The organism is Streptomyces sp. NPDC058291 (assembly GCF_042880855.1).
GTDB lineage: Bacteria > Actinomycetota > Actinomycetes > Streptomycetales > Streptomycetaceae > Streptomyces.
This window is the reverse complement of record NZ_JBHVYK010000120.1, coordinates 1-20,843: the sequence shown is the minus strand read 5'-3', so window position 1 is coordinate 20,843 and position 20,843 is coordinate 1. Positions and strand designations below refer to the sequence as shown.

Annotated in this window: 11 protein-coding genes and 1 pseudogene; 9 read left to right on the top strand and 3 right to left on the bottom strand. The window is 74.8% G+C overall.

The window, feature by feature from the left end; translation table 11 throughout:
* Positions 1-78: 78 nt before the first annotated feature.
* Positions 79-2,529: a SpoIIE family protein phosphatase gene (locus ACFVYK_RS35250; protein ID WP_389780820.1), complete on the bottom strand. Its 2,451-nt coding sequence runs from the start codon at positions 2,527-2,529 to the stop codon at positions 79-81.
* Positions 2,530-2,731: 202 nt separating this feature from the next.
* On the opposite strand from ACFVYK_RS35250, the gene lanKC reads away from it, so the two are divergent.
* From lanKC to ACFVYK_RS35230, 4 genes are all read left to right on the top strand, one after another.
* Positions 2,732-5,404 (top strand): class III lanthionine synthetase LanKC, encoded by a 2,673-nt coding sequence (gene lanKC / locus ACFVYK_RS35245; protein ID WP_389780819.1) that lies wholly within the window; start codon positions 2,732-2,734, stop codon positions 5,402-5,404.
* Between the two features lie 51 nt (positions 5,405-5,455).
* Positions 5,456-5,572, top strand: a complete 117-nt coding sequence (locus ACFVYK_RS35240; protein WP_190151803.1) for a SapB/AmfS family lanthipeptide — start codon at positions 5,456-5,458, stop codon at positions 5,570-5,572.
* 101 nt (positions 5,573-5,673) lie between these two features.
* Positions 5,674-7,392, top strand: coding sequence for an ATP-binding cassette domain-containing protein (locus ACFVYK_RS35235; RefSeq protein ID WP_389780818.1), 1,719 nt, complete (start codon positions 5,674-5,676; stop codon positions 7,390-7,392).
* Positions 7,389-9,419 carry an ATP-binding cassette domain-containing protein gene (locus tag ACFVYK_RS35230; protein WP_389780817.1) on the top strand — a complete coding sequence of 677 codons (2,031 nt, stop codon included), beginning with the start codon at positions 7,389-7,391 and terminating at the stop codon, positions 9,417-9,419. Before ACFVYK_RS35235 ends, ACFVYK_RS35230 begins: the two co-directional genes overlap by 4 nt.
* Here ACFVYK_RS35230 and ACFVYK_RS35225 read toward each other — a convergent pair.
* A pseudogene (locus ACFVYK_RS35225) lies at positions 9,342-9,965 on the bottom strand (LuxR C-terminal-related transcriptional regulator); the annotation flags it as partial. The gene ACFVYK_RS35230 and the pseudogene ACFVYK_RS35225 overlap by 78 nt on opposite strands.
* Positions 9,966-10,152: 187 nt before the next feature.
* Here ACFVYK_RS35225 and ACFVYK_RS35220 point away from each other — a divergent pair.
* Positions 10,153-12,294 carry a SpoIIE family protein phosphatase gene (locus tag ACFVYK_RS35220; protein ID WP_389780816.1) on the top strand — a complete coding sequence of 714 codons (2,142 nt, stop codon included), beginning with the start codon at positions 10,153-10,155 and terminating at the stop codon, positions 12,292-12,294.
* Between the two features lie 73 nt (positions 12,295-12,367).
* On the opposite strand, the gene ACFVYK_RS35215 is transcribed toward ACFVYK_RS35220, so the two are convergent.
* Positions 12,368-13,774: a S1 family peptidase gene (locus tag ACFVYK_RS35215; protein ID WP_389780815.1), complete on the bottom strand. Its 1,407-nt coding sequence runs from the start codon at positions 13,772-13,774 to the stop codon at positions 12,368-12,370.
* Between the two features lie 761 nt (positions 13,775-14,535).
* Here ACFVYK_RS35215 and ACFVYK_RS35210 point away from each other — a divergent pair.
* From ACFVYK_RS35210 to ACFVYK_RS35195, 4 genes are all read left to right on the top strand, one after another.
* Positions 14,536-14,751 carry a hypothetical protein gene (locus ACFVYK_RS35210; RefSeq protein ID WP_062643340.1) on the top strand — a complete coding sequence of 72 codons (216 nt, stop codon included), beginning with the start codon at positions 14,536-14,538 and terminating at the stop codon, positions 14,749-14,751.
* 85 nt (positions 14,752-14,836) lie between these two features.
* Entirely contained in the window at positions 14,837-15,643 is an 807-nt protein-coding gene (locus tag ACFVYK_RS35205; RefSeq protein WP_389780814.1) for an HlyD family efflux transporter periplasmic adaptor subunit, read from the top strand.
* Complete coding sequence (locus ACFVYK_RS35200) at positions 15,640-17,862, top strand: NHLP family bacteriocin export ABC transporter peptidase/permease/ATPase subunit (protein ID WP_389780813.1); 2,223 nt, start codon at positions 15,640-15,642, stop codon at positions 17,860-17,862. The genes ACFVYK_RS35205 and ACFVYK_RS35200 overlap by 4 nt, the downstream gene beginning before the upstream one ends.
* 1 nt (position 17,863) lies before the next feature.
* On the top strand, positions 17,864-20,716 hold the full coding sequence (locus tag ACFVYK_RS35195) for an NHLP bacteriocin export ABC transporter permease/ATPase subunit (RefSeq protein WP_389780812.1): 2,853 nt from the start codon (positions 17,864-17,866) through the stop codon (positions 20,714-20,716).
* The last annotated feature ends 127 nt before the right edge of the window (positions 20,717-20,843 follow it).

Sequence of the window (20,843 nt, the reverse complement as noted above, 5' to 3'; positions counted from 1 at the left end):
GCCCGGTGGCGCGGCCCGGCCCGGCTGGGGCGGCCCGGCGGCGCGGCACCGCCCGGCGGTCCGGCGCGGCGCGGCGGTTCAGCCCCGCAGCACCAGTTCGCTCCACACCTGTTTGCCGCCGCTGACCGGCATGGTCCCCCAGGCGTCGGACATGGCCTCCACGAGGAGGATGCCGCGCCCGCCGGTGGCCTCCCAGCCGGGGTCGGTCGGCTTGACGGGGGTCCGCGGCGAGGCGTCGGTGACGGCGACGCGCAGCCGCCTGCCGATCAGGGTCAGGTCGAGCCGGACCGGGCCGCCGGTGTGCACCAGGGCGTTGGTGACGAGCTCCGAGACGACGAGCAGGGCGGTGTCCATCGCCGCCGCGGCGACGCCCCAGTCGCGCAGCGAGCGCCGGGTGAAGCGACGGGCGTGCCGGGCCGCCTCGGGCACCCGCCACACCGTCCAGCCCTCGCGCAGCGGTTTGACGGCCATGCCGTCGTAGCGCATGAGGAGCAGGGCCACGTCGTCGCCGCGGTGGGCGTCGCCGAGCAGGGCGTCGGCGACGAGTCCGAGGTGGGCGGGGTCCGACGCGGACAGGGTGCGGGCGAGCCGGCCCAGGCCGGTGTCGATGTCGAGGTCGGCGGACTCCACGAGCCCGTCCGTGGTCAGGGCGATGACCGCGCCGGGCGAGAGCCGCAGCGGCGTCATCGGGAACTCCGCCTGCGTCAGCACGCCGAGCGGCGGGCCGCCGTCGGTCTCGGCGACCTCGGTCGACCCGTCCGCGTGGCGCACGACGGGCGGCGGGTGTCCGGCCCGTACGCACCAGGCCGTGCCGTCCTCCAGCCCGACGTCGACGTAGCAGCAGGTGACGAAGAGGTCGGTCTCCAGTTCCAGCAGGAGCCGGTTGGCGTGGGACACGACGACGTCCGGCGGATGGCCCTCGGCCGCGTAGGCGCGCAGGGCGGTGCGCATCTGTCCCATGAGGGTGGCCGCGGCCGCGCTGTGGCCCTGGACGTCGCCGATGACGAGGGCCACACGGTGGTCGGGCAGCGGGATGACGTCGTACCAGTCGCCGCCGATCTCCAGGCCCGCGGTGGCGGGCAGATAGCGGGCGACGGCGACGGCGCCGGGCAGTTCCGGCAGCCGGCGCGGCAGCAGCTGGCGTTGCAGCATGGCGACGAGCTCGTGCTCGGCGTCGAAGGCGTGGGCGCGGGTCAGGGCCTGGCCGGCTAGGCCCGCGGAGGCGGTGAGCAGGGCGCGCTCGTCGGGCCCGAAGGTGTGCGGACGGTCCCAGCCGATGAGGCAGGCGCCCGTCGTGCGACCTCCCGCGGACAGCGGCAGGACGGCGAGACCGCCGGGGCCGACCCCGGCCAGGGCCGGTTCCAGGACGGTTCCCGCGGGCCAGATCCGGGCGCGGCCCTCGCGCAGGGCGGCGGCGAGGGTGGGCATGGCGCGCACCGACGCGTCCGGCCACTCGGTGCGCCACTCCAGCCGCCACAGCGCCGGCCAGGACTGCGGCTCGGGCGGGTCGAGGACGGTGACCACGAGCCGCTCGCCCTCCAGCTCGGCGAGCGCGATCCGGTCGGCCCGCAGCGGCTTGCGCAGGGCGGCGACGACGGCCTGGCTGACGTCGCGGACCGTGCCGGCGGTGGCGAGCGCGGCGGCCAGCCGCTGGACCCGGGCCACGTCGGTGACCTCGTCGCGCAGGGCGGAGGCGTCGGCGACGGTGCCCACCAGCCGGGCCGGCCGGCCGTCGCCGCCGGGCAGCAGCCGGCCGCGCAGCCGCAGCCACTTGGGCGGCCCGGCCGGCTGGAGCACGCGGAACTCCAGCTCGCGGTCGCCGATCGACATGTGGTCGGCCTCGACGACGGACATCAGCGACGGCAGGTCCTCCGGGACCGCGCGCCCGAGGAGGGTCTCCACCCGGCCGTCGAAGTCGGCCCGGGGCATCCGGAACAGTTCCAGGATCTCCTCGCCGACCTCGACCCGGCCGGTGTCCATGGCCAGGCTGAAGTCGCCCGCGCGCAGTTCCTCGCCCTCGGCGGGGGCGGCCGGGGCGGGGAAGGCGACGACCTCGGCGACCAGTTCCAGGCAGGCGCGGTCGTCGGGGCCGAAGCCCCCGGGACGCTCGCTGAGGGCGAGCAGACAGCCCGCGCCGTCCGGCAGGGGCAGGGCGGCCAGGTGGACGTCCCGGTCGGGCATCCGCCGCGACTGCGGGCACCGGGCGAGCTCCGCCGGGCCGAGCCACACCGGCCGTCCGCCGCGGTGGGCGTCGGCGGCGGGCGAGGGGCCGTCCAGCGGATAGCTCTCGCGCAGCCCGTAGAGGGTCCGCGGGACGCCGGCCGACTCGGCCAGGCAGAGCAGGTCGCCGCCGGCGCCGGGCGTGTAGACCGCGGCCAGGGACGCGCCCGCGAAGACGAGCGCCTGTTCGAGGGTGCGGCGCACGCGTTCCGGCGCCGCGAGATCGGCCGTGATCGTCTTGAGGGCGATTTCGGCACGCGAAGGTCCCGTTCTGCTCTCCGCGGCGCCCTCACTGACCACGACCGCCATTACAGCGCCATCGGAGTCCGCGCGCAGCCCCTGTGCCCGTTTCGGAGCGACGGGAGCGACGGGGACGGCCCGCGGACCGCGCTCGAACGGAGCCGAACAGGTCTTTACGCGTGCGTTCCGCACGGTGAGCTCGTGACAGACGTGACTGTCCGCGCACCCCCGCGGCTTGCGAGGCTCTTGCCGGGCCCACGGAGGGGGACGCATGGACAAGCGGTACGAGGTGTACGCACTGGCGGACACGCATTTCTACGAGACGCCCGACCGGCTGAACGCCGGCGGGACCGGGGCCGCTCCGCTGTACGACACGACACGCCGGCCGGTCCCCGAGGGCTGGACGTCGGCGCGGATCGGCGACTGGCTGACGCTGACGCCGCCGGCCGCGGACGGCTCCCCGGCGCACGGCCCGGCCCAGGGATGGAAGATCCACGCCTCGGCCACCCGGGCGAACGCGGAGCGGATCGCCGCGATCGTGTGGGACTACTGCGTCGCGCACCGCATCCCCTTCAAGTTCGTTCCCGGTCCGCACCTGCTGCACCTGCGCAACACCAAGTACGCGGGCCGCGACACCAGCGGCAAGTTCGTCACGGTCTACCCGGCGGACGAGGAGCAGCTGCACACCGTGCTGCGCGAGCTGGGCGCCCTGCTGGAGGGCTTCGAGGGCCCCTACATCCTCACCGACCTGCGCTGGCACGACGGCCCGCTCTACGTCCGTTACGGCGCGTTCGCGCGGATGTTCGTCGTCGACGACCGGGGCTCGCTGGTGCCGGCGGTGCGCGACGGCGACGGGACCCTCGTGCCGGACCGGCGGGCGCCGTCCTTCCAGGTGCCGCCGTGGGTGACGCTGCCGGCGTTCCTGGAGCCGCACCTGGCGGCCCGCAACACCACGACGGTGGGCGACCTGCCGTACCGCATCGAGAAGGCCCTGCACTTCTCCAACGGCGGCGGGGTGTACGCGGGCACCGACACCCGCGACGGGCGCAAGGTCGTGCTCAAGGAGGGCAGACCGCACGCGGGGCTGGCCTCGGACGGGGCGGACGCGATCGCCCGGCTGGAGCGCGAGAGGCGGGCGCTGGAGGCGGTGTCCGGCACCGGGGTGGTGCCCGAGGTGCGCGACTGGTTCCTGCTCGGCGACCATCGCTTCCTGGTGATGGACCTCGTGCCGGGACGGCCGCTGAACTCGTTCTTCGCCGAGCGGCACCCGCTGTTGTGCCCCGACCCGGATCCGGCGGCCGTCGCCGCGTACACGGAGTGGGCGGTGCGCGTCCACCGGGCGGTGGAGCGGGCGGTGGAGAAGGTGCACGCCCGCGGGATCGTCTTCAACGACCTGCACGTCTTCAACATCATGGTCGCGCCGGACGGGGAGTCGGTGCATCTGATCGACTTCGAGGCGGCCGCCCCCGTCGAGGAGAACGGCCGCCAGGTGGTGGCGCATCCGGGCTTCTTCGCCCCGCCCGACCGCCGGGGCGCCGACGTCGACCGGTACGCGCTGGCGTGCTTACGGCTCGCCCTGTTCCTGCCCGTCACCACCTTGTTCGTGGTCGACCGGGGCAAGGCGGCCCATCTGGCCGAGGTGATCGCCGGGCAGTTCCCCGACGTGCCGCGCGGGTTCCTGGAGGAGGCGGTCGCCGAGATCACCCGCGACGTCTCCCCGGACCCGCACGAGGGCACGTCCGTGAGGCCGCCGCGGTCGGCGCGCGTCGCGTCGGCGCCGGCCTTGCGGGTGGAGCCCGCCGACTGGCCGCACAGCCGTGACTCGATGGTCAAGGCGATCCTCGCCTCGGCCACCCCCGAGCGCGACGACCGGCTCTACCCGGGGGACGTCGCCCAGTTCTCCGACGGCGGCGGACTCGGCCTGGCGCACGGCGCGGCCGGCGTGCTGTACGCGCTCGGGGCCGTCGGCGCCGAACGCCACGACGAGGGCGAGCGCTGGCTCCTGGACCACACCGCGCCGCCGCCGACGGGCACCCCGCTCGGCCTCTACGACGGCCTCGCCGGCGTCGCCCACGTGCTGGAGCTGCTGGGGCACCGGCAGCGCGCGCTGGACCTGGTCGACGGAATCCTGCGCGAGCGGTGGCAGAACCTGTCCTCGGACCTGCACGGGGGCCTGGCCGGACTGGGCCTCGTGCTCGCCGACCTGGCGCGCCGGACCGGCGAGCCGGAGCTGCGCGCCCGGGCCGCCGAGGCCGCCGGCATCCTCGTGCGCCGGCTGTCCGAACCCGTGCCGGACGCGCCCCGGCGGCGGGCCGGGCTGCTGCGGGGAGCGAGCGGACCGGCGCTGTTCCTGCTCCGGCAGTACGAGGCGAGCGGCGACCGCGCGCTGCTGGAGGCGGCGGACGTCGCACTGCGCCGGGACCTGGCGGCCTGCGTGGAGCGCGAGGGAGGCTCGCTGGAGGTCGACGAGGGCTGGCGGACCCTGCCCTACCTCGGGGACGGCAGCGTGGGCGTCGGAGCGGTGCTCGACGACCGCCTGGCCCATGCGCCGGACGCCGCGGGCGCGTTCGAACGCGCCCGGGCCGGCGTCCTGACCGCCGCCACGTCCCGCTTCTACGCGCAGCCCGGCCTCTTCCAGGGCCGCGCCGGGATGATCCTGCACCTGGCCCGCACCACCGCCCCGGGCGCGACCCGGGCACGGCTGGACGAACAGATCGACGCGCTGGGCTGGTTCGCGATGCCCTACCAGGGTCAGCTCGCCTTCCCCGGACACCAGATGATGCGGCTGTCCATGGACCTCGGCACCGGCACCGCGGGCTGTCTCCTCGCCCTGGCCGCCGCCCTCGAACCGGACGGGCCGGGCGCCGGCGCCCATCTGCCGTTCCTTCCGCCGCCGCACCGGCGGCCCACCACACGCGGCTCCGCGGCAACGACGGAGACGTGACGCAACCCCGTCCCCACGGGACGAGACATCCAACCGACGAAAGGACACACCATGGCCCTTCTCGACCTGCAGACGATGGAATCCGACGAGTACAACGGCGGCGGCGGCAACAGCACCGTCAGCCTGCTGTCCTGTGTCAGCGCGGCGAGCGTCATCCTCTGTCTGTGACCCGCACGTCGTGCTGAAGGCCCCGGGCGGTCCGCTCCTCACGGAGAGGGCCGCCCGGGGTCCGACCGCCCCCGGAACCCCGAAGGAAGCACGGGAGCCAGATGCCGATGGACCGCACGACCGGTGAGCTGCTGGGCGCGGCCACCCGGCACAGCACCGGGCGCTGCGCCGCCCTGTGCCTGGTGAGCGTGGCGGCGACGGGCGCCGGTCTGCTGCTGCCCGCCGCCCTCGGCCGCACCCTGGACCTGCTGATAGCCCAGGCCCCCGCGACCCGCTGGGTGCTGTACTGCGCGGCCCTCGTCGCGCTGCTGACCCTGCTCGACGCCTGCGAGACCGTCCTCGGCGGCACCCTGGACGCCCGGACCACCGCCTTCCTGCGCCGCCGCGTCACCGGCCACGTCCTGGCCCTGGGCCCGCGCGCCGCCGACCGCTTCGGCGCCGGGGACCTCGTCGCGCGCGTCGTGGGCAACGCGGCCCAGGCCGGCGCCGCGCCCGGCGCCCGCGCCGCGCTGCTGGCCGCGCTCGCCGGACCCGTCGGCGCCGTGGTGGCGCTGGCCCTCGTCGACCCCTGGCTCGCGGCCGTCTTCCTGGCCGGGGCGCCGGTCCTGACGCTCCTGCTGCGCACCCTCGCCCGCGACACCTCGGCCTGCGTGTCGGACTACCAGCGGGCGCAGGGGCGGATCGCGGCCGCGCTCGCCGAGGCGGTCGCCGGGGCCCGTACGATCCGCGCCGCCGGCACCGCCGACCGCGACACGGCCCGCGTGCTGCGTCCGCTGCCCGAGCTGTCCCGGGCGGGCCTGCGCATGTGGCGGGTCCAGGGCCGGGCCGCCGCGCAGGCGGTCGCGGTGGCGCCGCTGCTGCACCTCGGGGTCGTCGCCGTGGCGGGCGTGCTGCTCACCCGGCATCGGCTGTCGGCGGGCGACGTGCTCGCCGCCTCGCGCTACGCGGTGCTCGCCACCGGCGTCGGCATGCTCGTCGGGCGGCTCTCGGGCCTGGTCCGGTCCCGCACCGCCGCCGCCCGCCTGGGCGAGATCCTGGACCAGCCGGCCCCCGTCCACGGCGACCTGCGGCTGCCGGCCGGCGGCCCCGGCCGACTGGAGCTGCGCGGGGTCACCGCCCGGCGCGGCGGGCGCACCGTGCTGGACGGCGTCGACCTGGTCGTGCCCGGCGGGACGACGCTGGCCCTGGTGGGCCGCTCCGGCTCCGGGAAGTCGCTGCTGGCCGCGCTGGCCGGCCGGCTCGCCGATCCGGACGCCGGGGAGGTGCTGCTGGACGGCGTGCCGCTGACCGCGCTCGCGCGGGCCGAACTGCGCGCGGCGATCGCCCAGGCCTTCGACCGCCCCGCCCTGCTGGGCACGACCGTCGAGGCCACGATCGCGCTCGGCCCGCCGGGCCGCGCCCCCTCCCCCGCCCGGATCCGGGAGGCCGCTCGCACCGCCCGCGCGGACGACTTCGTCCGCCGTCTGCCCGAGGGCTACGCCACCCGGTGCGCGCACGCCCCGCACTCCGGCGGCGAGGCCCAACGCCTGGGCCTGGCCCGCGCGTTCGCCCACGGCGGCCGGCTGCTCATCCTCGACGACGCCCTCTCCAGCCTCGACACGATCACCGAACGCCAGGTCACCGACGCCGTCTTCGGCAGCGCCACGACCGCCACCCGCCTCGTCGTGGCCCACCGCGCCGCCACGGCCGCCCGCGCCGACGCGGTGGCCTGGCTGGACGACGGGCGCGTGCGGGCGGTGGGGACGCACCGGGAGCTGTGGCGGACGGCCGGGTACCGGGCGGTGTTCGGCGCGGCGGCGGCCGGCGAGGCGCCACGATGAGCGGCGGGGGCCCGGACCCGCTCAGGACGCGGGGGCTGAGGTTCCTCAGGGCCCACCGGCGGGCGCTGGCGCGGCTGACGGCCTGGTCGGTGCTGGAGTCCGGGCAGACCTTCCTGCTCGGCTACGCCCTGGCGCGGGCCCTGGACGACGGCTTCCTGGCCGGCCGCGCGGGGGTGGGGCTCGGTTGGCTCGCACCGGCCGCGTTCGGGGTGCTGCTGGGCGCCTACGGGACCGGGCGGGTGTACGCCGCGGTCGCCGCGCTGGTCGAACCGCTGCGGGACCGGCTGGTCGTGCGGGTGGTGGAGCGCGGGGTGCGCGAGGCGGACGACGGGGCGCTGTCCGGGCTCACCCAGCAGGTGGAGATCGCCCGGGACACCTTCGCGGGCCTGGTGATGGTCTCGCGCTCGTTCGTGTTCACGTCCGCCGGCGCGCTGGCCGGGCTGTGCTCGCTCGCCCCGCCGCTGCTCCTCGCGGTCGCGCCCCCGCTCGTCGCGGGGGTGGCGCTGTTCGCGGTGACGCTGCGCCCGCTGGCCCGGCGGCAGGAGGCGTTCCTCGCCGCCGACGAGGCGCTGGCGGCGGACCTGGGCGCCGTCTGCCCCGGCCTGCGCGACGTCACGGCGGCCGGCGCGGAGGACCGGATCGCCGCGGACACCGGCGTCCTCGTCGACGCCGAGCTGCGGGCGGCCCGCGCCCTGGCCCGCTGGGGGGTGACCCGGGTGGCGTGCCTCGCCGTGGGCGGGCACCTGCCGCTGGTGCTGCTGTCGGCCGGCGCCCCCTGGCTCCTGGCGCACGGGGTCACCCCGGGTGCGCTGGTCGGCGCCTTCGCCTATGTCAGCCAGTCCCTGCTCCCGGCGCTGAGCGGCCTCGTCCACGGCCTGGGCACCAGCGGCTCCCGCCTGACGGTCGTGCTGCGCCGGCTGGCCCCGCCCGGCACGACCCCGCCCCGCCCGGCCGACGACACGGACCGGAGCGACCCGCCGTCCCCGGGGGCGGCCACGCCCCGGACGCCCCCCGCGCTGTCCCTGACCGGGCTCGCCTTCGCGTACGGTCCCGCCTCCGCACCCGTCGTCGACGACCTCACGCTCACCCTGCCCTCCGGGGCCCACCTGGCCGTCGTCGGCCCGAGCGGGGTCGGGAAGTCCACCCTGACGGCGCTGGTCGCAGGGCTCCTGGAACCGGTGCGCGGTGAAATCCGGATCTGCGGCCGGCGGGTGCCGGGGGCCGGCGCCGCCGCTCGACGCGTCCTCATCCCGCAGGAGGCGTACGTGTTCAGCGGCGCCCTGCGCGAGAACCTCACGCACCTGCGGCCGGATCCCGTGCCCGAGCGGGAGCTGCTCGCCGCCGCCGAGGCCGTCGGACTGGCCCCCCTGATCGACGCGCTGGGCGGCCTGGAGGCGGTGGTGGACCCGGCGGCGCTGTCGGCGGGCGAGCGCCAGCTCATCGCCCTCACGCGCGCGTACCTCTCGTCCGCCCCGCTGGCCCTGTTGGACGAGGCGACCTGCCATCTGGACCCGGAGGCGGAGGCGCGCGCCGAGCGGGCGTTCGCCGCCCGGCCGGGCGGCACCCTGGTCGTCGTGGCGCACCGCGTCAGCTCCGCCCGGCGCGCGGACCGGGTGCTGGTCATGGACGGGGCGCGCACGCTGTGCGCGACGCACGACGAGGTGATGCGCCGCTCCGCCCTCTACCGCGACCTCGTCGGCTCGTGGACGACCGACGGGGTCGACGAGACCGACGACGCGGACGTCATCGACGAGGCGGACGTCATCGAGGGCGCCGCAGGGATCGGGGAGGCCGGCGCGGCCGGGCCGGCCGAGCCGTCCGGGCCGTCCGGGCCGGCCGGGCCGGCCGGAGGGTCCGGGGGCCCTTCACAGCCAGCCCTGCCCCTGGGAGATGCGGATGGCGTCCACGCGGTTGCGGGCGCCGGTCTTCCGGGTGATCGCCGCCATGTAGTTGCGCACGGTCCCGTGGGACAGGTGCAGGCTCCCCGCGATCTCCGCGATGGAGGCGCCCTCGGCGGCGAGGGTTAACACGCTCAGTTCCCGACGGGTCAGCGGCATCTCCGCGGCCTTGAGGAAACCGAAGCCCAGCGAGTCGGTGACGAAACGTTCCCCCTGAGCGACCCGCCGGATGCCGCGCAGCAGTTCTTCCGGTGTGCCGGCCTTGTCGACGTAGCCGAGCGCCCCCGCCTCCAGTGCTCGCTTCAGCAGGCCCGGCCGGTTCGCGTCGGCGAGCACGAGCAGCCGCGGAGACGCCGGTCCGACGCCCCGCGGGCACAGGTCGCCCAGGGGCGGGATGCCATAGGTGTCGCAGCAGTCGAGGTCCGCCGCGCACACGTCCGGCCGCACCGCCCCGACGCGGCCGGCCGCGCCGCGCCACGGGACGTCGTCCACCCGCAGGTCCGGCTCCCTCGACAGCCACCGTGCGAGGACCGATCTGACCAGACATGCGTCGTGCACCAGAAGTACCCGGATCACTGCCGCCCCTTCGACTCGCCGTACGCAGGTTTCTCGGTGTTCAGCGCGTGCCCATTGTTCGGGTTCGCGGACCGTTCCTGAGCGCGAAGATCCGGCCATCGGGATGCGCGGGGGCGCACGCGGCGCGCTCGCATATCGATCCGCGCTTCGGCCCGGGGGGCATGATCAGGAGCCGCCGGGGTAAGAGGCGGCATTCGGCGGGCGGGCCGCTCGCCGTGCGCGTCGCGTCGCCAGGGGGCAGATTTGAGGCCTGACCCGCGCGGCGCCGGGCGAGGAGGTGGGCGCCGTGCCCGAGCAGACGTCCGGCCAGGCGCCGGCCGCCGCATGGGCCCCGGTCGGCCGACCGCTGCTCTCGCTGGCCCTGACGGCGATGATGGACGCCGTCGGGGCGCACTCCGGCGCGGTGTACCTGCGGCCGGAAGACGAGCCCGTGCTGGAGATGGCGGTGATGGCGGGCCTGCCGCGGTCCTTCGCGGCGCCCTGGGAGCGGGTGGGGCTGAGCGCGCCGATCCCGGTGGCGGAGGCGGTGCGCGAGCGGCGGCTGGTGTGGGTGGGCGGGCAGGAGGACATGGCCCGGCGCTATCCGAGGATCGCCGTCGTGCTGCCGTATCCGTTCGCGCTGGCCGCGCTCCCGGTGGCGACCGCGTCCCGGGTGTACGGCGCGGTCTTCCTCACCTGGCCCGGCTCCCATCCCTCGGAGCTGTCCGACCGCGAGCGCCGGGAGCTGACGTCGGCCTGCGAGCGGCTGGCGCTGCGGCTGGCGCGCGCGGCGGCGCGCAACCGCGCGGTGCCCGCCGAGGCGGATCTGCTGGAGGCGGGGCCGGCGGGCGGGGTCTCCGACACGCTGGGCTCGCTGGAGGCGGCCCGGATGGTGGCCCGGCTGCCGTACGGGATGTGCTCGCTGGATCTGCACGGGCGGGTGGGCTTCGCCAATGCCGCCGCGTCCGAGCTGCTGGGCGTCCCGGTGAGCGGGCTGCTCGGCTCGCAGCTGTGGGCGAGCGTGCCCTGGCTCAACGACCCCATGTACGAGGAGCGTTACCGAGCCGCGCTGATCAGTCAGGACGCCACCTCGTTCGTGGCGCTGCGACCGCCCTCCGAGTGGCTGTCGTTCCGGCTGTACCCGAGCACCACCGGGATCAGCGCCCGGATCAGCCGGGCCCGGGCCGTGTCGGAGATGCGCTCCTCCGATCCCCGCTCGGGGGACGCGCCGACCCGGCTCGTGTCGATGTCCCAGGCGCTCAGCATGGCCGGGGCGCTCACCGAGACGGTGAGCGTGCAGGACGTGGTGGGACTGGTCGCGGAGGAGATCGCGCCGGCGGTGGGCAGTCAGGCCCTGGCGCTGCTCGGCGCGCGGGCCGGCCGGCTGCACGTGCTCGGCCACCACGGGTATCCCGACCCGCGGACCGTGCAACGGTTCGACGGGATGGCGCTCAGCGCCCCGACCCCGGGCGCGCACGTCGTCGCCCACGGGGTCCCGGCGTTCTTCGACTCCCGGGAGCAGCTGGAGCGCCTGTACCCGGCCCGGCACACCTCGCCGGACGGCTTCGCCGCCTGGGCCTACCTGCCGTTGATCGCCTCCGGCCGCCCGGTGGGCGCCTGTGTGCTGGCCTACGCCGAACCGCGCCGGTTCTCCACGCACGAGCGCGCGGTGCTGGCCAGTCTGGCAGGGCTGATCGCACAGGCCCTGGACCGGGCGCTGCTGTACGACGTCAAGCACCAGCTCGCCCACGGACTGCAGGCGGCGCTGCTGCCGCCCTCACTGCCCTCGCTGGCCGGCCTGGAGGCGACCGCCCGCTACCTGCCCGCCAACCGCGGGATGGAGATCGGCGGCGACTTCTACGACCTGGTGCCCTCGCCCCCGCTCGCCGCCGCGGTGATCGGGGACGTGCAGGGGCACAACGTGACCGCCGCCGGTCTGATGGGCCAGCTCCGGACCGCCGTGCGCGCGTACACGACGGTCGGGCAGGAGCCGGGGGAGGTCATGCGCAGCACCAACCGGCTGCTGATCGACCTGGGCTCCGAGCTGCTCGCCAGCTGTCTGTACCTGCGCCTGGACCCGGCCCACGGCCGGGCGGTCATGGCGCGGGCGGGGCATCCCCCGCCACTGCTGCGCCGGCCGGACGGCCGGGTGCGCGTCCTGGACCTCGCGGGCGGCCCGCTGCTGGGCATCGACGACTCGGCGACGTATCCGACGACGGAGGTCGAACTGAGCGCCGGATGTGTTCTCGCCCTGTACACGGACGGGCTGATCGAGACGCCGGGGGTGGACATCGAGGACGCGGTCGCGGATCTGGGGCGGCGGCTCGGCGCGGCCGGGGACCGTCCGCTGGAGGAGGTGGCCGACGAGCTGGTGGGGCACTACGCGGCGGCGGAGGAGCGCATCGACGACGTGGCCCTGCTGTTGCTGCGGCCGCACGGGGACGGCTGAGGGCCGTCGCCCGGGCGCGCACACGAACGGTCCGGCCCCCGTCGGAGGGCCGGACCGTCGGGTCGACGTCGGGTCAGTGCGATTCCGTCACACCCGAGCCGTCTCCCTGCCCGTTGCCGGACTGGTTCTTGCCGTTGCCGGACTGGTTGTGGCCCTTGCCGGACTGGTTGCCGCCGTTGCCCGTGTCGGCACCGCCGTCGGCCGCCGCACCGCCGTCGGCCGCCGCACCGCCGTCGGCCGCCGCGCCGCCGCCCTGGACGGCCTCACCGGTCTGGTCGTCGATGCCGTCACCGTTCGCGTCCACCGCCCCGCCGGCCTGTCCGCCGCCGCCGACGGCGTCACCGGCGCCCGCGCCCGCTCCGCCGCCGAGGGTCGCGCCGACCGCTGCCAGCGCGGTGGTCACCGGCTGGAAGAAGGTCTCGCCGCCGGCGGTGCAGTCGCCGCTGCCCCCGGAGGTCAGGCCGACGGCCTGGCCGTCCTGGGTGAAGAGCGAGCCGCCGCTGTCACCGGGCTCGGCGCAGACGTTCGTCTGGATGAGGCCGGTTACCGTGCCCTCGGGGTAGTTGACCGTGGCGTCGAGGCCGAGGACCTGGCCGTCGTGCAGACCGGTGGTGCTGCCCATCCGGAACACCTGCGTGCCGACCGTGGCGTCGGCGGCCTGGCTGATCGCGACGGTCTGCTGACCCGTGTTGACCTCGCTGGGCGCCTGGGTTTTCGCGTCGTCGTACTTCACGAGCGCGAAGTCGCCGTCGCCGGGGAAGGTCGCCTGGTCGACCGTGGCGATCGGCTGGCCGTTCTGGGAGTCGGACCACTGCTTGGCCGCGACTCCGCAGTGACCGGCCGTCAGGAAGGCCGGGGAGCCGTCGCCCGCCGTCACGTTGAAGCCGAGGGAGCAGCGCGCCCCGCCGCCGAATATCGCGTCGCCGCCGGAGACCAGGGGCTTGAGGGTGCCGGGCGACTTCTGGAGTGTGGCCATGCCGGAGCCGAGGGTCTTGACGGCCGACTCGATCCGGTTCCACTTGTCGCCGGTGACCGTCGAGTCGGCGGTGACGAGGATCTTGTTCGCCTTCGGGTCGACGGCCCAGGAGGTGCCCGGGACGGTCGCCCTGGTCTTCAGCGTCTGTGCGGCCGCCTTGAGCGCGGCCGGGCTGTTCTGCACCTCACGGACCTTGGCGCCCGCCTTCTCGGCCTGCGCGACGACGTTGTTCTTGTCGCCGGAGACGTTCACGACGTTGACGACCAGCTGCTTGCCGGCGGAGTCGTAGTAGGAGCCGGCGAAGGCGTCGCCGAGCAGCTTCTGCAGCTGGGAGGCGAGGTCCGAGGCGTCGCCCGCCTTCAGGGTCTTCACCGAGGCGGTGGCGCCCGATCCGCCGTCCTGAGAGGCGTTGGCCTGGGGAAGCAGGATGGCCGCCGCTCCGAGCGCGGCCACACCGCCTGCCGCGACGATGGCCTTGCGCTTCGTAACTCGCTTGTGACTCAAAAAACTCGACCTCCTGGGGGACGGGGTCCGGCTGCCGGGGATCCGGCAGCTCCGTACAGCGGCGCCTGGTTGGCCATGGGTACGCAGCCGAGGCGCGGCGCGTTCAATCGCGTTTGCCAACTTCCTTTGCTCAACGATGAATCGGCCGGGGCGAGCGGATGGCCGCGCCGTCCGCGGAACCCTTCCGTCCGCGCAGGTCGAGGCCGTTGACGCCCGGGATCCGCGGGCCTTCGGGGCGTCGCCGACGGCGAGCTTGGACGTCGGCCTCGCGCACGAGCCCGCAGGGGCGAGGGATATGACCGTGTCGACACTTTCCGTGTCCGGTCCGGCACGTTCTGCCGATGATCCGGGGCGGAATCCCTGCTTCAGGGAATCTGCACAGCGAATGCCCAACCAGGTCACCGCGAGCGAGGGTTCTGCACATCTCGACGACGGCCGCGATGCCATACGGGCGAGAGTGTCCGTTTCGCCGAGAGCGCGCTCTGCGCTCATCCGAGCGAACCCGTCCCATGGTGTGAAGAAGTCGCCGACAAGACGTGGGCGCGCCTGCACCGTTCGACGCTCCTGTGACGTAAGTGCCCAGGTGAGACGAGGGATTGATTGGATGCGTCGGCCATGGACCTGCTTTGATCCATCGCATCGCAGGGCCGCAGCGGCTTCCCCGGAGCGGGAGGCCCGGACCCTGCGGTCGCGGCCGTCGTCTGTCCCCAGAGGGGGCCGCTCCCCCCTGATGAGATATCCATGTGAAGGGAAGTCCCCCCATGAACTCCACCCCCCAGGTTGAGACCGTCGAGATCTCCGACGCCGAGCTGGACAACGTCTCCGGCGGTCTGTCGCTGAACGCCGTCGGCACCGTCACCGGCCTGGTGGACGGCGTCGCCCCGGTCTCCGGCCTGGTCAACACGGTCGTCGGCACCGTCGAGGGTGTCACCGGCCTGAACACGGCCCCGGTCACCAACCTGGTCGCCGGTCTCTGATCGCGCCCTGTGTGACCCCTGCGAGTCCCGGAGCCCTCACCGGCTCCGGGACTCGTCGGCGTCCTGACACTCCTGGGGAAGTCCCGTGCAGTTCCGCCAACAGGCCCTCGCCAAGCTCCAGTCACCGGAGGAACTCGACCTGCCGGTGCGTTTCGCGCGCCCTCAGGGCTGGCTGGTGCTGACCGTGACCGTGGTCGTCGTCGCGGCCGCGTGCGTGTGGGCGGTGACCGGCTCGGTCGCCTCCACGGTGAGCGCGCCCGCCGTCCTCACCCATGGCGAGGGCAGCTACATCCTGCAGAGCCCGGTGGCCGGCCAGGTCACCGCGGTGCTCGCGAAGGAGGGCAGCCGCCTGCCCGCCGGGGCCCCCGTGTTGAAGGTGCGCACGGCGAACGGCGACACCGTGGTGCGGACGGTCGCCGCGGGCCGTGTCACCGCGCTCGCCGCCGCCATCGGGCAGATCGTCTCCACCGGCGCGAACGTCGCCGCCGTGGAGAAGGTCGCCCGCGCCGACGACCCGCTGTACGCGACGGTGTACGTGCCCGCGCAGAACGCGGCCTCCGTCCCGGTGGGCGCGCCCGTCGACCTGACCGTGCAGACCGTGCCCACCCAGGAGTTCGGCGTGCTGCGCGGCCATGTGAAGTCCGTGGACCGCGCCGCCCGGTCGGCACGGCAGATCTCCGCCTTCCTCGGCGACAGCCAGCTGGGCGAGCAGTTCACCGAGGACGGCCGCCCGGTCGCGGTGCTGGTGCGCCTGGACAGGTCCGCCACGACGAAGAGCGGCTACCGTTGGTCGTCGGCCCAGGGCCCGCCGTACGCCCTGACCTCCATGACGCTGGCCACGGGGTCGATCCGGCTGGCCGATCAGCGTCCCGTCGACTGGCTGCTGCCATGAGCACCGCCGAGCAGACCCGCGGCCGGCGCCGGGCCGCGCCGCCCCGGCGCACCGTCCCCAAGTCCCGGACGAAGACGGTCCGTACGCCCACCGTGCTCCAGATGGAGGCCGTGGAGTGCGGGGCGGCCTCGCTCGCCATGGTCCTCGGCCACTACGGCCGGCACGTCCCGCTGGAGGAGCTGCGCATCGCGTGCGGCGTCTCCCGCGACGGCTCGCGCGCCAGCAACCTGCTCAAGGCGGCCCGCGGTTACGGCCTGACGGCCAAGGGCATGCAGATGGACCTCGCGGCCCTCACCCAGGTGAAGTCGCCGGCGATCCTGTTCTGGGAGTTCAACCACTACGTCGTCTACGAGGGACTCGGCCGGCGGTTCGGCCGGCGGGGCGTGTTCGTCAACGACCCCGGCAAGGGCCGGCGGTTCGTGTCGATGGAGGACTTCGACGGCAGCTTCACCGGGGTCGTGCTGGTCCTGGAGCCGGGCGAGGGGTTCGAGCGGGGCGGCCGCAAGCCGGGTGTGCTGGGCGCGATGCCGGCCCGGCTGCGCGGCACCGCGGGCACGATGCCGGCGGCCGTGCTGGCGAGCCTGCTGCTGGTCCTGGTGGGCGCGGCGGTGCCGGCGCTCAGCCGGACCTACATCGACCTGTTCCTGATCGGCGGTCAGACCTCCCTGCTGGGCGTGCTGTTCGCGTCGATGGGCGCCTGTCTGGCGCTCACGGTCGCCCTCACCTGGCTGCAGCAGGCCAACCTGCACCATGGCCGGATCATCTCCTCGACCCTGTCCAGCGCCCGCTTCCTGCGCCATCTGCTGCGGCTGCCGGTGACCTTCTTCTCCCAGCGCAGCCCGGCCGACCTGGTGCAGCGCCTGCAGTCGAACGACGCGGTCGCCGAGACGCTGGCCCGCGACCTCGCCTCGGCGGGCGTGGACGCGGTGGTCGTCGTCCTCTACGCGTTCCTGCTCTACACCTACGACCCGCAGTTGACGTACGTCGGTGTCGGGGTGGCGCTGCTCAACGTCGTCGCCATGCGGATCGTCGTCCGCCTGCGCGCGACGCGGACGGCGAAGCTGCGCGCGGACAACGCCCGGCTGACCAACACGGCCTACACCGGGCTGCAGTTGATCGAGACGATGAAGGCGACCGGCGGCGAGGACGGCTACTTCCGCAAGTGGGCCGGGCAGCACGCCACCACGCTGGAGGAGCAGCAGCGGCTCGGGGTGCCGAGCGCCTGGCTGGGCGTGGTCGCGCCGACGCTCGCGACGCTCAACAGCGCGCTGATCCTGTGGATCGGCGGCATGCGGGCGGTCGAGGGCCATGTCTCGGTGGGCCTGCTGGTCGCCTTCCAGGCCCTGGTCACCCGCTTCACCGCTCCGCTGACCCGCCTGAACGGCGTCGCGGGCCGGATCCAGGACTTCGCGGCGGACGTGGCCCGGCTCAAGGACGTGGAGAACTTCCGCTCCGACCCGCTCTACGACCGCCGCACGGGCGCCGACTCCACCCGCCGGCTGCAGGGCCACGTCGAGCTGGAGAACATCGCCTTCGGCTACAGCCCGCTCGACAAGCCCCTGCTGACCGGCTTCGACCTGACCGTCGGGCCGGGGCGGCAGGTGGCGCTGGTCGGCGGCTCGGGCAGCGGCAAGTCCACGGTGTCCCGGCTGATCTCGGGCCTGTACACGCCCTGGGAGGGCGTCATCCGCATCGACGGGCAGCGCCTGGAGGACATCCCGCGCGGGGCGCTGGCCTCGTCCGTCTCCTTCGTCGACCAGGAGGTGTTCCTGTTCGAGGGGTCGGTGCGCGACAACGTGGCCCTGTGGGACCCCTCGATCCCCGACGACGCCGTCGTCGAGGCGCTGCGGGACGCGGCGCTCCACGACGTCGTCATGCGCCGGCCCGGCGGCATCCACAGCCGCGTCGAGCAGGACGGCCGCAACTTCTCCGGCGGGCAGCGTCAGCGCCTGGAGATCGCCCGGGCGCTGGTACGCCGGCCCAGCGTCCTCGTGCTGGACGAGGTGACCAGCGCCCTGGACGCGGAGACCGAGCAGACGGTGATGGACAACCTGCGCCGGCGCGGCTGTGCGTGCGTGGTGATCGCCCACCGGCTCAGCACGGTCCGCGACAGCGACGAGATCGTCGTGCTCCAGCACGGCACGGTCGTGGAGCGGGGCCGGCACGAGGAACTCGTGGCGCGCGGCGGTTCGTACGCGGCCCTGGTCAGGGAGCGATGAGATGACGGCCGTACCGGAGGGGGACGTCGTCCTCGCCGCGCTGGGACCACTGGGGTCGCGCATCGACTGCGCCGGCCACGGGCGCCTGGACCTGGAGGGTCCGCAGGTGCTGTGGCTGGTGGCGTCGGGCGCGCTCGACCTGTTCGCGGTGGACGCCGCGGAGCAGGGCCACTGGCACCATCTGGGCCGCCTGGAGGCCGGTTCCCTGCTGCTGGGGCCGGTGGCAGGGCCCCGGCACACGCTCGTCGCCCGCCCGTCGCGCGACTGCGTGGTGCACCGCGTCGGGCTGCGCGAGCTGTACCAGCCCGCGAGCACGCAGACCTGGTCCTACGACGAGTACGGCAACCCCCAGTACGTTCCGCCCACTTCGAGCCCCCTGGAGTACGCGCTGGCGCTCGGCGTCGGCCGCGGACTGTCGATCCTCTTCCAGGCCCCGATGGCCGCCGAGCGGGCCGCCGAGGACGGGGGCGCCCCCGTGCGCGTCGCCGCGGGCACGGGGGACGACGACGACGTGTTCTGGATGCAGGTGCCGCCGGGCAGCGTGCAGTACGGCTCGCTGTACGGCGCGGAGGCGGCGGCCGACCTGCTGATGGACCCTGCCGTGTGGCAGTCCGTGGTCGATCAGCAGTACCGGCTGCTGACCGCGCTGGACCGCTGGATCGAACAGCTGGAGCGCAGCCACGAGACGCGCACGGCCGCCGGGATCAGGGCCGGTGAGGCGGTCCGCGCCCAGGCCGACCGGACACTGCTGGCCTCGATCGGGAGGAAGGCGGACCGGCGCACGACGTCCGCCGACGCCGACGCCACGTTCGCGGCCTGCCGGCTGGTCGCCCGGGCCGCCGGCATCACCCTGGCCGAGCCGGGGCCGACGGGCGCCGACAGTGACCGGCTCGACCCGGTGGAGCGGGTCGCCCTCGCCTCCCGGGTACGCGCCCGCGCCGTCCGCCTCGACGGCCGCTGGTGGCGGGACGACGTGGGCCCGCTGGTCGGGCGCCGGGCGCTGTCGGGGGCGCCGGTCGCGCTGCTGTGGCGACGCGGCGGCTATGTCGCCGTCCATCCCGCGACCGGGCGCGAGACGCCGGTGGAGAAGGCCAACGCGGAGGAGTTCGAACCGCGGGCCGTCATGTTCTACCGGCCGCTGCCCGAGCAGGGCCTCGGCCCGCTCGGCCTGCTGCGGTTCAGCCTGCGGGGCGCCGGCTCGGACCTGACGAACCTGCTGCTGAGCGGGTTGGTGACGGTGGTGATCGGGGCGCTGGTGCCGATCGCCACCGGCAAGGTGCTCGGCGAGTACGTGCCGAGGGCCCAGCAGGAGCTGATCGTGCAGGTGTGCCTGGCCGTCATGGTCAGCAGCGTGGTGGCGGCGGCCTTCATGCTGCTGCAGAACCTGACGATCCTGCGCATGGAGGGCCGCATCGAGGCGACGCTCCAGCCCGCCGTGTGGGACCGGCTCCTGCGGCTGCCGACGAGGTTCTTCGCCGAGCGCTCCACGGGCGAGCTGGCGAGCGCCGCCATGGGCATCAGCGCGATCCGCCGTCTGCTGGCGGGCCTTGGTCCGTCGGTGGCGCAGTCCGTGACCGTCGGAGCGGTCAACCTGGGGCTGCTGCTGTGGTACAGCGTGCCGATGGCGCTGGCGGCGATCGGCATGCTCACCGTCATCGCCGCGGTGTTCCTGGGCCTCGGGCTGTGGCAGGTGCGCTGGCAGCGGCGGTTGGTGGTGCTCTCCAACAAGCTCAACAACCAGGCGTTCCAGACCTTGCGCGGCCTGCCCAAGCTGCGGGTGGCGGCGGCCGAGAACTATGCCTACGCGGCCTGGGCGGCGCAGTTCGCGCGCAGCCGTGAGCTGCAGCAGCGGCTGGGCCGGATCAAGAACCTCAACACGGTGCTGGGCGCGGTGTACCTGCCGTTCTGCTCGCTGCTGATGTTCATGCTGCTGGCCGGTCCGGCCCGTGGCGCGTTGTCCGCGGCCGACTTCCTCGCCTTCAACACGTCGATGACGATGCTGCTCACCTCGGTGACCTCGCTGACCGGCGCGTTCGTGTCGGCGGTGGCCGCGCTGCCGCTGTTCGAGGAGATCAGGCCGGTGCTGGAGGCGACCCCCGAGGTCCGCACCGCGAACACCCGCCCGGGTCTGCTGTCCGGCGCGCTGGAAGCCCGGCGTCTGTCGTTCCGCTATTCCGACGACGGCCCCCTGGTCCTGGACGACGTCTCCTTCGAGGTCCGGCCGGGCGAGTTCGTGGCGATCGTCGGCCCGAGCGGCTGCGGCAAGTCGACGCTGCTGCGGCTGCTCATCGGCTTCGACAAGCCGCTCTCCGGCAGCGTGCTGTACGACGGCCAGGACCTGGCGGCGCTCGATCACTCGGCGGTGCGCCGGCAGTGCGGGGTGGTGCTCCAGCACGCCCAGCCGTTCACCGGCTCCCTGCTGGACGTCATCTGCGGCACGGAGGCCTACACGGCCGAGGAGGCGATGGCGGCCGCCGAGATGGCGGGGCTCGCGGAGGACATCCGGCGCATGCCGATGGGCCTGCACACGATCGTCTCGGGCAGCGGGTCGGTCTCGGGCGGTCAGCGCCAGCGCCTGATGATCGCGCAGGCGCTGATCCGCCGGCCGCGGATCCTCTTCTTCGACGAGGCGACCAGCGCCCTGGACAACGAGACGCAGCGCACCGTCATCGAGAGCACCCGCAAGCTCAACGCCACCCGGGTGGTCATCGCGCACCGCCTGTCGACCGTGCTGGACGCCGACCGGGTGATCGTGATGGAGAACGGCAAGGTCGCCCAGCAGGGCCCGCCCGCCCAGCTTCTCGCGGACACCGGCGGACGGCTGCACGAGCTGGTGCGACGCCAGCTCGCCTGAGGGCCGCCCTCCCCCGCCCCCACCCACCCACGTCCCCCGCCCGCCCCGCCGCCCCCGGTCGGTCCCGTCCGACCGGGGGCGGCTAACGAAACTTTGCCGTTTCGCTGGAACTGGTCTAGCCTCGATG

Bases quoted from the DNA above. Each gene is read 5' to 3' on its own strand.
- ACFVYK_RS35230 (WP_389780817.1), top strand. From the start codon at position 7,389: ATGAGCGGCGGGGGCCCGGACCCGCTCAGGACGCGGGGGCTGAGGTTC.
- lanKC (WP_389780819.1), top strand. From the start codon at position 2,732: ATGGACAAGCGGTACGAGGTGTACGCACTGGCGGACACGCATTTCTAC.
- ACFVYK_RS35210 (WP_062643340.1), top strand. From the start codon at position 14,536: ATGAACTCCACCCCCCAGGTTGAGACCGTCGAGATCTCCGACGCCGAG.
- ACFVYK_RS35235 (WP_389780818.1), top strand. From the start codon at position 5,674: ATGCCGATGGACCGCACGACCGGTGAGCTGCTGGGCGCGGCCACCCGG.
- ACFVYK_RS35195 (WP_389780812.1), top strand. From the start codon at position 17,864: ATGACGGCCGTACCGGAGGGGGACGTCGTCCTCGCCGCGCTGGGACCA.
- ACFVYK_RS35200 (WP_389780813.1), top strand. From the start codon at position 15,640: ATGAGCACCGCCGAGCAGACCCGCGGCCGGCGCCGGGCCGCGCCGCCC.
- ACFVYK_RS35240 (WP_190151803.1), top strand. From the start codon at position 5,456: ATGGCCCTTCTCGACCTGCAGACGATGGAATCCGACGAGTACAACGGC.
- ACFVYK_RS35250 (WP_389780820.1), bottom strand. From the start codon at position 2,529: ATGGCGGTCGTGGTCAGTGAGGGCGCCGCGGAGAGCAGAACGGGACCT.